Origin of the sequence: Nocardioides sp. GCM10023255, assembly GCF_042653125.1 — a bacterium.
Taxonomy (GTDB): domain Bacteria; phylum Actinomycetota; class Actinomycetes; order Propionibacteriales; family Nocardioidaceae; genus Nocardioides.
Window position 1 is genome coordinate 1 of the sequence record NZ_JBHSHU010000008.1, and the last position, 12482, is coordinate 12482.

General features: G+C 73.0%; 14 protein-coding genes and 1 pseudogene. 9 read left to right on the forward strand and 6 right to left on the reverse strand.

What is annotated here, in order from left to right; all coding sequences use genetic code 11:
• Window positions 1-1058, reverse strand: a pseudogene (locus tag ACFO9I_RS13685) (hypothetical protein); the annotation flags it as partial.
• Window positions 1059-1280: 222 nt separating this feature from the next.
• Between ACFO9I_RS13685 and ACFO9I_RS13690 the strand changes: the two are divergent.
• The 4 genes from ACFO9I_RS13690 (at window position 1281) to ACFO9I_RS13705 (ending at window position 5310) form a co-directional block, all read left to right on the forward strand.
• Window positions 1281-1823, forward strand: coding sequence for a hypothetical protein (locus ACFO9I_RS13690; protein WP_379181726.1), 543 nt, complete (start codon window positions 1281-1283; stop codon window positions 1821-1823).
• Window positions 1824-1935: 112 nt separating this feature from the next.
• On the forward strand, window positions 1936-2481 hold the full coding sequence (locus ACFO9I_RS13695; protein ID WP_379181728.1) for a signal peptidase I: 546 nt from the start codon (window positions 1936-1938) through the stop codon (window positions 2479-2481).
• A 4-nt stretch (window positions 2482-2485) separates the two neighbouring features.
• Window positions 2486-4870, forward strand: coding sequence for an Ig-like domain-containing protein (locus tag ACFO9I_RS13700; RefSeq protein ID WP_379181730.1), 2385 nt, complete (start codon window positions 2486-2488; stop codon window positions 4868-4870).
• Complete coding sequence (locus ACFO9I_RS13705; protein WP_379181732.1) at window positions 4870-5310, forward strand: response regulator transcription factor; 441 nt, start codon at window positions 4870-4872, stop codon at window positions 5308-5310. The genes ACFO9I_RS13700 and ACFO9I_RS13705 overlap by 1 nt, the downstream gene beginning before the upstream one ends.
• Before the next feature lie 4 nt (window positions 5311-5314).
• Here the strand turns inward: ACFO9I_RS13705 and mshD are convergent, their stop codons facing one another.
• Complete coding sequence (gene mshD, locus ACFO9I_RS13710) at window positions 5315-6127, reverse strand: mycothiol synthase (protein ID WP_379181734.1); 813 nt, start codon at window positions 6125-6127, stop codon at window positions 5315-5317.
• A 134-nt stretch (window positions 6128-6261) separates the two neighbouring features.
• Between mshD and ACFO9I_RS13715 the strand changes: the two genes are divergently transcribed.
• On the forward strand, window positions 6262-7164 hold the full coding sequence (locus ACFO9I_RS13715) for a hypothetical protein (RefSeq protein WP_379181736.1): 903 nt from the start codon (window positions 6262-6264) through the stop codon (window positions 7162-7164).
• 83 nt (window positions 7165-7247) lie between these two features.
• Here ACFO9I_RS13715 and ACFO9I_RS13720 read toward each other — a convergent pair whose 3' ends face one another.
• Window positions 7248-7964, reverse strand: a complete 717-nt coding sequence (locus ACFO9I_RS13720; RefSeq protein WP_379181738.1) for a response regulator transcription factor — start codon at window positions 7962-7964, stop codon at window positions 7248-7250.
• 84 nt (window positions 7965-8048) lie between these two features.
• On the opposite strand from ACFO9I_RS13720, the gene ACFO9I_RS13725 reads away from it, so the two are divergent.
• From ACFO9I_RS13725 to ACFO9I_RS13735, 3 genes are all read left to right on the forward strand, one after another.
• Window positions 8049-8366, forward strand: coding sequence for a MoaD/ThiS family protein (locus tag ACFO9I_RS13725; RefSeq protein WP_379181740.1), 318 nt, complete (start codon window positions 8049-8051; stop codon window positions 8364-8366).
• Window positions 8367-8521: 155 nt separating this feature from the next.
• A complete protein-coding gene (locus ACFO9I_RS13730) occupies window positions 8522-9679 on the forward strand; it encodes a glycosyltransferase family 2 protein (RefSeq protein WP_379181742.1) in 1158 nt (385 codons plus the stop codon).
• An 18-nt stretch (window positions 9680-9697) separates the two neighbouring features.
• Window positions 9698-9922, forward strand: coding sequence for a hypothetical protein (locus ACFO9I_RS13735; RefSeq protein WP_379181744.1), 225 nt, complete (start codon window positions 9698-9700; stop codon window positions 9920-9922).
• A gap of 81 nt (window positions 9923-10003) precedes the next feature.
• Here the strand turns inward: ACFO9I_RS13735 and ACFO9I_RS13740 are convergent, their stop codons facing one another.
• Entirely contained in the window at window positions 10004-10432 is a 429-nt protein-coding gene (locus ACFO9I_RS13740) for an Hsp20/alpha crystallin family protein (protein WP_379181746.1), read from the reverse strand.
• 137 nt (window positions 10433-10569) lie between these two features.
• On the opposite strand from ACFO9I_RS13740, the gene ACFO9I_RS13745 reads away from it, so the two are divergent.
• Window positions 10570-10863, forward strand: coding sequence for a MerR family transcriptional regulator (locus ACFO9I_RS13745; protein WP_379181747.1), 294 nt, complete (start codon window positions 10570-10572; stop codon window positions 10861-10863).
• A 142-nt stretch (window positions 10864-11005) separates the two neighbouring features.
• Here the strand turns inward: ACFO9I_RS13745 and ACFO9I_RS13750 are convergent, their stop codons facing one another.
• Window positions 11006-11473 carry a CinA family protein gene (locus ACFO9I_RS13750; protein ID WP_379181749.1) on the reverse strand — a complete coding sequence of 156 codons (468 nt, stop codon included), beginning with the start codon at window positions 11471-11473 and terminating at the stop codon, window positions 11006-11008.
• 120 nt (window positions 11474-11593) lie between these two features.
• A partial coding sequence (locus ACFO9I_RS13755) for an HNH endonuclease signature motif containing protein (protein ID WP_379181751.1) occupies window positions 11594-12482 on the reverse strand: 889 nt, incomplete at its 5' end.

Consider the following 12482-nt stretch of genomic DNA (forward strand, 5'->3'; position numbering starts at 1 on the left):
TCGCGGGTGGCCTCCTCGGCCGCCTGCCGGTCGGCCTGCGCCGCCCGGGCCGTCTCCGCGGCGGCCTCCGCGGCCGCCTCGGCGCGAGCACGGTCCTCGTGGGCGCCGGCGGCGAGCTCGGCCTGCAGCCGGGCGGTGTCCTCGGCGGCGGTGCGCGCGTCGGCCTGGTCGGCGGCGATCCGCTCCGCGGCCGCGCGGGCCTCGGCCTGCTCGGAGGCCAGCCGCTCGGCGGCCTCCCGGGCCTCGGTGGCCAGCCGCGACGCCTCCGCATGGGCGAGCGCCGCGGCGGCGGCCTCGTCGGCGAGACGGGTGGCCGTCTCCTCGGCGGCGAGCCGCGCACGGTGGGAGTCCGCGGCCCGCTCGGCCTGCTCGCGGGCTGCCTGCTCGGCGGCCTGGCGCTCGGCGTGGGCGCGGGTGGCGGTGACCGTACGCGTGCGCGCGTCCTCCTCCGCCTCGGCGCGTGCGGCGTGGGCCGCGGCGGCGAGGTCTGCCTGCTCGCGGGCCGCCTCGTCGGCCGCAGCGCGCGCGTCCGCCTGCTCGGCGGCCGCCTGCTCCGCCGCGGCCCTCAGCTCGTGGGCGCGCTGGGCGGCCTCGGCCTGCTCCTGCGCGGCGGCCTCGGCAGCCCGGCGGGCGTGCCGGGCGTCGACGGCGGCCTGCTCGGCCGACGCGCGCTCGGAGACGTGCACCGCGAGCGCGCGCTCGGCCTTCTCACGCGCGGCGACGGCGTCCGCGGCCGTGGCGGCGTGCTCGGCCGCGAGCCGGTCCGCCTCGGCGCGGGCGGTCACTGCCTCGCGGGCGGCTTCCTCGGCCACCAGCCGCTCGGCGGCCTGCTCAGCGGCCGCGCGCTCGGCCGACTGACGCAGCACGGCTGCCCGCTCGGCGGCCGCGGTCTGCTCGGCCGCCCGACGTACCGCCTGCTCCGGGCTCTCGTTCCACGCCGGCACGGCGTCCGTACGCCGTCGCCAGCGCCGCCCGCCGCCGTCGTCCGGGCGCGTGCGGTCGCGCCGAGAGCCGGTCTCGACCTGGTCGTCGTGGGGAGGGGTGGCGGCCGAGTTCATCGACCGGGAGCGTAGTGCCTTGCGTGCGGTCCCGGCACCTCCCGGCCGGCGGTCGAACCCCGCCCACCGGCGGGCCGCTGTCAAGACCCTTGTTACCTAAATGTGGATCATTCGTGGATCGGCCGTGGGTCACTCGTTGCCTGGCGCTACCTAGGTTCGTCGACCGGTAGGGGACAACAACGAAATCGCTCGTCGAACGAGCGCTTGTGTGGGGGGAACGCTATGAAGAACAACCGCAAGCTGCTGATTCCGCTGGGGACGATGCTGGTCGCGGCCGCCGTGACCGTGGGTTCGGGGGCGACCTGGACGTCCACGACGCACAACCACGTGTCGATCACGGCCGGCAAGATCATGCACACGAACAACCACAACAACGCGACGCTGACGGTGACCCGGCTCAAGCCCGGTGCGTCGGAGTCGGGCACGGTCACGATCACCGAGGACGCCACCAACAACCTCGATGCCGACCTGAGCCTGGTCGTGACGAACGTCAGCAGTGGCTTCACCGCCGGCGACCTCAAGATCCGCATCGAGGGGAACGGCGAGGACAGCGGCGTCGTCAACTTCGAGTCACTCGCGACCGACGGGACCGTCGACCTCGGAACCCTGGCGGACGGCTACGGCTCCGAGGACGTGACCATCACGGTCAGCATGCCCAGCAGCGCCGGCAGCCAGAACCAGAGCAAGTCCGCCAGCGCGGACCTCGCGTTCGTCACCACCACCACCTCCGACCCTGAGTCCGGGACCACGGTGACGTTCCCGTGACCCACGCGCTCGGCCCCAGCAGGGGCTGAGCGCACGCAGGACCGCAGGACTGGACTACCCGGGGGAGTAGGACATGGAGATCGTGACGCGGCCGACGCGTCCACGACGGTGGGTGCGAACGCTGACGACGACGCTCAGCGTCGTGTTCACCGTGGTCGGGCTCGCGTTCATCGTGCCCGCGTTCTTCGGGCTCCAGCGCTACGCGATCACCGGCACGTCGATGACCGGCACGATCGACCTCGGCTCGCTCGCCTACGAGGAGGTCGTGCCGGTCAGCGAGCTCGAGGTGGGCGACATCATCACCTACCAGCCGCCGGCCGGCTCCGGGGTCGACCACCTGGTCACCCACCGGATCATCAGCATCCACGGCCAGACGTTCCGCACCCAGGGCGACGCCGTGCCCCAGCCCGACCCGTGGAAGTTCCGGCTCGACCACGACGAGCAGGCACGGGTGAAGTTCGCGGTGCCGTACGCCGGCTGGCCCCTGATCTGGCTGGCGGACCGCCAGACCCGGATCATGTTCATCGGGGTGCCCGCCGGCATCATCACGCTCATCAGCCTGGCCCAGGTGATCCAGGTGCTGCGTCGTCGTGACGACGACGAGCTCCCGGGCGACGACCTCACGGCGAGCGAGCCGTCGCTCAGCGCGACCCGGTGACGACGTGCTGTCCAGGACCTTCCTCGCCCTCAGCGCGCTGCTCCTCACGGTCAGCGTGCTGGTCGGCGTGCAGGTCTCGGGGGCGACCTGGACCCGCACGACCGCCACGCCGGTGGCGGTCGCGGCCGCCGACGACTGGACTCCGCCCGTCGTCACCGTCGCGCCGCTCCCGGCCGCGGTGCGGGGGACCGTCACGCTGACCGCGACGGCGAACGACGCCAGGTCGTCCATCGCCTCGGTCGCGGTGGAGGCCGCCGCGGCCGGCTCGGGCACGTGGGTCGCCGTCCCCGGGTGCTCGGCGACCGGCACCAACCCGGTGACCTACACCTGCGTCGTCGACACCACGCTGGTCCCGGACGGCGGCTACCAGGTGCGGGCCACCGCGACCGACACCGCCGGCTACAGCGCGACGTCCGCCACGGTCAGCACGACGGTGGCCAACAACGCCACGGCGGTGCTCACCCCGCTGCCGGCGGCGATCAAGGGCACGGTCCCGGTGCGGGGTGACCTGGCCGGCGTCCCCGGGACGGTCGACCTCTTCCTGGAGTACCGCACCGGCGCCACCTGGACGCAGCTCGACAACGGCTGCACCGCCCAGGCGCCGACCGTGCAGTGCGCGTGGGCCACCACCGCGGTCGCCGACGGGACGTACGACGTGCGCCTGCGCGCCTCGTCCGGCCACACGGCCACCCAGAGCGGCGTCGTCGTCGACAACACCGCCCCCTCGAAGGCCGAGGTGGTCGTGCCCGCCGCCCCGCTCTCGGGCACCGTCACGCTGACCGCGAACGCCGCGGACGCGACCTCGGGGGTGGCGTCGGTCGAGTTCCAGCACCGGGTCTCCGGCGCCGGCGCCTGGAGCGGCTGCGGCACCGACTCCACCGCGCCGTACTCCTGCAACCTCGACACCACCACCCTGACGAACGGCACCAGCTACGACTTCCGCGTGGTCGTCACCGACCGAGCCGGCAGCACCACGACCTCCGCCACGGTGGCGCGCATCGTGGACAACACGCCGTCGACGGTGAGCATCACCAGCCCGGCGGCGGGAGCCACGGTCGACGGGACCGTCGCCGTCGACGTCAGCGCCTCGTCACCGAGCGGAGTGACGCAGGTCAGGGTCGACTACCGAGCCCTGCCGGGGGGTTCGTTCACGCCGGTCTGCACGGACACGAGTGCGCCCTACTCCTGCTCGTGGGACACAAGTCAGCTGTCGGGCGGTTACGAGCTGCAGGCCGTCATGACCCGCGGTCAGGGCAACGACGTGACCTCGGCGACCCGGACCGTCACCGTCGACCACACCGCGAGCGCCTCGATCAGCGCCCCGGCGGCCGGAGCGACGGTGCGCAACCAGGCCTCGGTCAGCGTGACCGGCACGTACGTGGTGCACCAGGCGGTCTCCTCGCTCACACTCACGGCCACGCCGACCTCGCCGACGGGGACGCCCACGACCACCACCTGCTCGGTGGCCGCGGGCTCCTTCAACTGTGGCTGGAACACCAGCGCCGTCGTCTACGGGCAGTACGACCTGCAGGTGCGGCTGACGAAGGCCGACGGAACGGCCGTCACCTCGTCCACCAACCACGTGACGGTCGACAACGCGGCCGCGTCCGTGAGCGTCACCAGCCCGGCCGCGGCGGCGTACGTCGGGGCCACGACCACGCTCAGTGCCACCGCGTCCTCCAACGCGGGTGTCAGCAGTGTCCGGTTCGAGGTCCGGCCCACGGGGACGACGACGTGGGCCACCGCGTGCACGGTCACGACGCCGGTCTCGGGGTCCTACTCGTGCCCGTGGAACACGTCCGCCACCACCTACGGCAGCTACGAGGTCCGTGCGGTGATGGCCCAGGGCTTGACCGCTCCCGATTTCGCCTCATCGGCGGTCGCGACGACGGTGGACAACCGGGTTCTCGGCGCGTACGACGTCGACGGGGTCAAGGGCGGCGTGATCGGGACGATCGACGCTGGGGACAAGGTGGTGCTCACCTACACGGGTCTGGTGAACCTGGGCTCCATCCAGTCCGGCCTCACCTACGGATCCGCCGTGCCGGTGACGGTCACTCTGGGCGGCAACAGCGGCAACAGCGCCGACACGCTCTCGTTCGGCACCGCCAACCTGGGGACAGTGACGCTGTCTGCGCGCTTCATCAAGAACAACAAGAACGTCACGTACCAGGCCACGATGACGGCCACCCAGGACATGGACCCCCAGAACCACCCGGTCACCGTCATCACGGTCACGCTCGGCACCCCTGCGAGCACCGGCGACCTCCTCACCGGCTTGGTCGCCAACACCATGACCTGGGCGCCGGTCGCGGTCACCGACGTCGTCGGTCGGTCGAGCGTGACGACGGCGGTCACCGAGCGAGGCGGAGCGGACCAGGACTTCTGATGGCCAGCCCTCACCTCCCGACCGACCCGATCGGCTCCGTCCTCGGCCCACCGCGCGTGCTCCTCGTCGAGGACGACGAGGACATCGCGCTGACGCTGGTCCACGTCCTCGAGCACGAGGGCTACGTCGTCACGTGGGTGGAGACCGGCTCGGTGGCGCTTGAGTACCTCACCCGCCACCCCGCCGAGCTCGTCGTCCTCGACCTCGGCCTGCCCGACATCGACGGGCTCGAGGTGTGCGCGCGGGCCCGCGTGGACGGGTACGACGGCGGCCTGATCATCCTGACCGCGCGCGGCGAGGAGGCGGACCGGGTGGTCGGGCTGGACCACGGGGCCGACGACTACGTCGTCAAGCCGTTCGGGCTGGTCGAGCTGCAGGCGCGGGTGCGGGCGCTGCTGCGGCGTACCCTCGCCGGGCCGGGCCACTGGGCGGCCGGCTGACCCATCAACCGCGGCGGTACATCACGTGCGTGTCGCTGGGCGCGTGCTCGAACCCGAGCCCGGAGTACACCGCGATCGCGGGCGCGTTGTCGGACTCGACGTACAGCAGCACCTCCCGCGCGCCGCCGTCGGCGAGGTGGTGAAGGCCGGCAAGGGTCAGCGTCCTGCCCAGCCCGCGGCCCTGCGCGCCGGGGTCGATCCCGACGACGTACACCTCCCCGAGCTCGGGGGAGTGCCGCTTGGTCCAGTGGAAGCCGAGCAGCCCGTGGCCACTGGACTCGGTCGCCACCAGCAGCCCCGCGGGGTCGAACCACGGCTCGGCCATCCGCTCGGCCAGGTTCGCGGCGTCCATCGCCCCCTGCTCGGGGTGCGCGGCGAAAGCCGCCGCGTTGACCCGGACCACCTCGTCGGCGTCCTCCGGCCGGTAGCTGCGTACGACGATGCCGTCGCGGACCGTCAGCGCGGGCAGGGGACCGGTCATGTCCCGGCGCATCACCCAGAGCTCGCGGACCCGGTCGAAGCCGTGCTCCTGCGCGAGCCGGGCCGCCGCCGGGTGGTCGCCGTGCGACCAGGCGCTCAGCGCGCCACCGGTCTCGGCGAGCACCTCGCCGAGCAGCCGGCCGCCCTCGCCGCGCCCCCGGGCGTCGGGGTGCACGACCAGCGTCAGCTCGTCGCCGATCACCAGCGCGAACGCCTCGTCCCGCTGCCAGGACCGCACCCGGTCGGGGTGGTGGCGCAGCGCCAGCCGGGTCGCCTCGTCCAGGGGTGCCGCGCCGTCGGCGGCCTCGGCCGCGGCGGCGATCGCGTCGATGTCCACGGGGCCAGCCTAGGGAGGTCGGGATCGTGGAGTCGTTGACGTGTCGGGTACGACGACCACTCCACGATCTCGCTCGTCCACAGATGGGCGCGGGGGAGTTCGGGACCGGGCGCCTCCCGGGAAGGCTGCCCGGCATGGACGACGACCCGGAGGACCTCGAGCAGCTCCTGATCGCGCAGGACGGCCTGATCACCCGTCGCCAGCTCAAGGCGTGCGGACAGGCCCCGCACGACCTCGAGCGGCTGCTGCGCCGTCGTGAGCTCAGCCCGGTCCACACCGGCGTCTACGTGAACCACACCGGACCGTTGACCTCGCGGCAGCGCGGCTGGGCGGCGGTGCTGCACGCCGGCCGGTCCGCACTGTTCCTGGACTCGGCCGAGGACCCGCCGGGCGACGGGCCGGTCCACCTGGCGATCGACGCGAACAGGCGGGTCTCGGAGGTGGACGGGGTCCGCATCCACCGGGTCAGGGGCCTGGAGAAGAAGGTCGACTGGCACCGCAGCCCGCCCCGGGTGAGGGTCGAGGAGAACGCGCTCGAGCTCGCCCACCGGGCTGGGTCCGAGCTCGACGCGATCGGCATCCTGACCCGGGCCGTGGGCTCGCGCCGGACGACGGCGCCGAGGTTGCGCCGGGCCCTCGCGGGTCGGTCGCGGATCCGCCGTCGCGGCCTGCTGGCGGCCCTGCTCGACGACCTCGAGCAGGGCACCTGCTCGGTGCTCGAGCACGGTTACCTCACCCGGGTGCAGCGACCGCACGGCCTGCCCGAGGGGACGCGTCAGCGCCGGCGTACGCCCGACGGCCGGGTGGAGTACCGCGACGTGGAGTACGAGGTGCAGGGCCTCGACGTCGAGCTCGACGGCCGGGTGGGGCATGCCGCCTGGGACGCCCAGGCCGGGACGCCGACCGGGACCTCGACGACCACGCGGAGGGCCGCGAGTCGGTCCGGCTGCGCTGGGCGCAGGTCTTCGGCACCCCGTGCCGGACCGCGAACCGTCTCGGCCGGATCCTCCGCCGCCGTGGGTGGACCGGGACGGTGACCGCCTGCGGCCCGGGGTGCAGCGCCGCCTGATCGTGGAGCCTGCGACGTACGTCGTACGCCAACCGCTCCACGATCCCGGGCTCAGGCGTCCTGCTCCTCGCGCGCCCGCTCGCTGTCCTTGGACGGCAGCACGAACCGGTAGCCCACGTTGCGCACCGTCCCGATCAGCGTCTCGTTCTCGGGGCCGAGCTTGGCGCGCAGCCGCCGCACGTGCACGTCGACGGTGCGGGTGCCGCCGAAGTAGTCGTAGCCCCACACCTCCTGCAGCAGCTGCTGCCGGCTGAAGACCCGACCGGGGTGCTGGGCGAGGAACTTGAGGAGCTCGAACTCCTTGAACGTCAGGTCGAGGGGGCGGCCGCCGACCTTCGCGGTGTACGTCGCGTCGTCGACCACGACCTCGCCGGTGCGGATCACGTGGGACTCGGGGTCGTCGGCGTCGCGGCGGGCCAGCAGCCGGCCGATCGCGAGCTTGATGCGGGCCTCGAGCTCGGCGGGGCCGCAGGTGTGCAGCACCACGTCGTCCATGCCCCAGTCGTGGGCGACGACGGCGAGGCCGCCCTCGGTGACGATGAGCAGGACCGGGACCTCGGTGCCGGTGGTGCGGATCAGGCGGCACAGGTCACGGGCGTGGGCGAGGTCCTGGCGGCCGTCGACGAGCAGCAGGTCGACTTCGGGCGCCTCGAGGAGCGCGCTGCCCTCGGCGGGGAGGATCTTGACCTGGTGGCCGAGGAGGGAGAGGCCGGGAAGCACCTCGACCGACGGCTGCAGGGCGCTGGTGAGAAGCAGCAGGGTGCTCAATGCTTAGTCCTCCCGTGGGGCCGGGCGGACCGAAACGCAACGCTGGGCCTCGGTCTGTTCGCTGATCGGCAAGAATACCGAAACATGGACGTCACCACGGCGGGATCGGGAACCGGTGAGACGGCGCGCCCCGGAGCGGGCACCGTCACCGTGCACTACTGGGCATCGGCCAAGGCCGCGGCCGGGGTCGCGGGCGACGAGCTCCCGGTCGACGGGCCGATCACCTTGGCCGAGGTCGTACGCCGCGCCGTCGCGCTGCACCCGGGCACCAGGCTGCCCGACGTGCTGCGCACCTGCTCGACGCTGCTGGGCGACCGGCCGGTGAGCGCCGAGGACCCCGACGGGGTGCTGGTCGCGCCGGGCCAGACGGTGGAGTTCCTCCCGCCCTTCGCGGGCGGCTGACGCCCCGGGGCCACGCCTGGCTGCTCACCAATTTGGGGGACCTCTACCCAGCATTGGCACGGCCCGGGACCCCGCCGTTCCAGCATGGATCCACCAGGCCGGGCGGGGGGCTCGGCCACCTGGGCTCGCCGATCGCTCGGCGAGTGGGGGGAGCGATGGGCATGCGGTCGGTCGTGGCTGCGTCCGGCGGGACGCGGACCGGAACGCCGGGTGTGGCACCGGTCCGGCATGGGGAGAAACGCCGCGACCGACCGCTGCTCGTCGCCCTCGTCCCCGCGCACGACGAGGAGTCCACGATCACCGCCGCCGTGGCGTCGTTGAAGCGCCAGGCCGTGCCACCCGACCGGATCGTCGTGGTCGCCGACAACTGCTCCGACCGCACCCAGCTCCGCGCCCGCGGCGCCGGCGCCCAGGTCTTCCGGTCCACCCGCAACCTCCGCCGCAAGGCGGGCGCGCTCAACCAGGCGCTGCGTCGCATCCTCCGCGGGCTCGAGGACGACGACGTGGTCATGGTGACGGACGCCGACTCCGTCATCGCCGACGACTGGACCACGGTCGCGCTCGACACGCTCGCCCGCCCGGGGGTCGGGGCGGTCGGCGGCATCTTCTACGGCCAGCGGGGTGCCGGCCTGATCGGGCTGCTCCAGCGGATGGAGTACGTCCGCTACGCCCGCCAGCTGGCCCGGCGCACCGACTGCCGCGCCTTCGTCCTCACCGGCACCGCCACCGCCCTGCGGGTCTCGACCCTGCGCGAGGTGGCCGCGGCGCGGCGTACCGGCCTGCTGGCGGGGGGTACGCCGCTCGGCCCGGACGTCTTCTACGACGAGCAGAACATCACCGAGGACAGCGAGCTGACCCTGGCCGTCAAGACCCTCGGGCACGCGTGCCTCTCGCCGATGGAGTGCTGGGTCAGCACCGAGGTGATGCCGACCTGGCGGGCGCTGTGGCGGCAGCGGGTGCGCTGGCAGCGCGGCGCCCTGGACAACCTGCGGACCTACGGCATCACCCGGGTGACCTGGCCGTACGCCGCCCGGCAGGCATGGTCGCTGGTCGAGCTGGTGATGCTGCTGGTCTACCTGACCCTGACCGCGGTCACTGCCGTCAACGGCACCCTGCACGTGCAGCCGTTCTGGCTGGTGGTGGGGGCCGTGTTCGTGACCGAGCGGGTGGTGACCGTGCTGCGGGCGGGGCCGCTGGCGGTGCTGGTCGCGCTGAGCCTGGTGCTCGACATGGGCTACGGCCTGTTCAAGCACGTGGTGAACCTGAAGTGCTTCTACGACATCGGCCGCGGTCGTGCCGCGGCCTGGGGATAGACCGGAGGGCAGGGGGAGATGTACCAACAGCCGTCGACGCTGACGATGACCGGGCTCACCGGCAGCGGGCTCGCCGGCACCGGCCTGGCGCTGGGCCTGCCGCTGGGTTGGCTGCTGCTCGCGGTGTTCGTGCTCGCGATGGCGGTCGTCGCGCTGGTGGCGATCTGGCCGCGGCGCCGGCGCGAGGTGCGCAAGGTCAACCCGCCGGCCGCGTCCCGCATGCGTCTGCACCCGGGCGGCTGAGCGCCGTGGACGCCCGCACGGGCAGGAGCTGAGCGAGGGCCACCCCCCACAGGGAGTGGCCCTCGCTGCACCCCGGCGGGGTCAGGCCTCGATGGCGGTGCGTCCGGAGTCGGTGCCGGTCGTGACCTCGATCTTGCGCGGCTTGGCCTTCTCCGCGACCGGGACCAGCAGGCGGAGCACGCCGCCGTCGTAGCCGGCCTCGATGCGGTCGAGGTCGAGGTTGTCACCGAGGACGAGCTGGCGGCTGAAGACGCCGCGCGGCCGCTCGGAGGCGAGCATCTCCCAGTCGCCGTTGCGGGCCACTCGCTCGGCCCGCACGGTCAGCACGTTGCGCTCGACGTCGAGGTCGATGCTCTCCGGGGACACCCCGGGCAGGTCGAACTCGATGACGAACTTGTCGCCCTCGCGCCACGCGTCCATCGGCATCACGGCGGGACGGTTCGTGGTGCCGAAGATCTGCTGGGTGAGGCGGTCGAAGTCACGGAACGGGTCGGTCGTACGCAGCAACATCACGATGTCCTCCTGCTTCTGGTGTGTCTGCTTCTGCTGTGTGGTGCGTGGTGCGGGGCCGATGCGTGAACGGCCTTACACCTGTATCAACGGTTATAGGTTTCTTGTATTCCAAAAGTCAGGCAGAATCAAGTCCCATGAGCGAACAGACTCGCGGCGTCTTCGCGATCTCGGTGGCGGCCGAGATGGTGTCCATGCAGGTGCAGAACCTGCGCGTCTACGAGCGCCGTGGCCTGCTCGAGCCGGACCGCACCGCCGGGGGGACGCGGCTCTACAGCCGTGCGGACGTCGAGCGCCTGCACCGGATCCGCGACCTGCTGGCCGAGGGGCTGAACCTGGCCGGCATCGCGCGGGTGCTCGAGCTCGAGGACGAGGTACGCCGCCTGCGCGCCCAGGTCGCTCGACTGGGGGCTCGGGACCAAAGTCACTGATCCGCGCGCACATGGGTCATCCACCCCCTATTGGGGCTGGCAGGGCGTAGGTGGGCACTTACCTTCTTGAGACCGCGGCCGGCTGGCCCCTGAGTCCTTTGACCGGGCAGGCCGGCCGCAACACGTCTCCGGTCCGTGACGGCTACGCGATGGTGTCGGCGAGCAGCCGCAGGGCCGCGGTGGTCACCTCGTCGAGGATCGCGTCGGGCTCGTCGGTGTCGACACGTCGGTGCGACTCGTGCACCTCGCCGTCGGCGGCGACCGCGATGTAGACGGTGCCGGGCGGCTGGCCCTCCTCGGGGTCGGGGCCGCCGCACCCGGTGATGCCGATCGCCACGTCGGCGTCGAGGACCTTGGCCACCCCGGTGGCCAGCTCCCGGGCGCAGAGGGCCGTGATGACGGGTCCTCGGGTGACGCCGAGCAGGCCGAACTTCACCTCCTCGTCGTAGGCGACGACGCCTCCGGCGAGCCAGGAGGAGGCGTTCGGCCCCGCTCCGAGGGCGGAGAGCACCCGCCCGCAGGTGAGCGATTCTGCGGCGGCGATCTTGAGGCCGCGGTCTCCGGCCACCTCGGCGATGCGCTCCACGAGTTGCTGCTGGTCGGCTGGCACGATCGGACTCTCCTCGGTCGTCTGGTGGCGGACGTCTCGCTCGGCAGTACCCGCGGCAGGAGGCGGCAACCTCGTCCGTCCGGGTGACTCCGGGGCTGTGGGGTCTGGGCGCGGGTCGGCCTACCTGCGTCGGGTGAACCTGACGTCGCCGTTGGGGAGCCGGTCGGTGCCGAAGCGGGGGTCGTGGGCGCGGTGGTGGTGCCAGGAGCAGAGGAGTACGCCGTCTGCGAGGTCGGTCTTCCCTCCTCGGGCCCAGGGGGTGTCGAGGTGGTGGGCCTCGCACCAGGCGGGCGGGATGGCGCATCCTTCGCCGCGGCAGCGTCGGTCCCGGATGACCATGGCCTTGCGCTGGGCGGGTGAGAAGAGGCGGCGGGTGCGGCCGAGGTCGAGGACCTCGGAGTCGCCGCCGAGCACGACCGGGATGATCTGCGCGGTGCAGGCCAGCCGGCGGGCCTGGGCGGCGGTGATCCGGTCCCCGGTGGCCAGGCCCGCGGCCCCGAGCCCGGTCGTGAGCTGGGCGAGGTCGATGGTGACCATCACGGTGGTGGCGGTGCCGCCGTGCTGCGGCAGCACCTGGGTGGGGAGGCGTTCGAGCAGGACGCAGAACGCCTCCCCCAACCGGCGGGGGTAGGGCAGCCGCTCCACCTCGCTGCTCCCACCCTCGCTGCTCCCCGTCCCGGCCTCGGTGAGGTGGTCGCGTCGGGGTGCGGCGAGGGCCTCGAGGTAGACCCTGAGCCGGGAGGCGACGTGGTCGGGCACCCGGATCTGAATGTCGGTGGACCCGTCGCCGCGGACCCGCAGGGTCAGTCGGGTGGTGCGGCGGGCGGCGCGTTCCTCGGCCTCGAGCCGGCGGTGCTCCTCGGCGTCGGCGATCTCGGGGGCCAGCACCGCCAGCAGGTGCTCGCCGAGTCTTTTCAGTGCCCGGGGGCTGAAGTGGGCGGCCTGCTCGACCAGGTGGGCCTCGGCCTGGGTCGTCAGCTCGGGGCCGAGCCGGTCCGGCAGCCCGTCC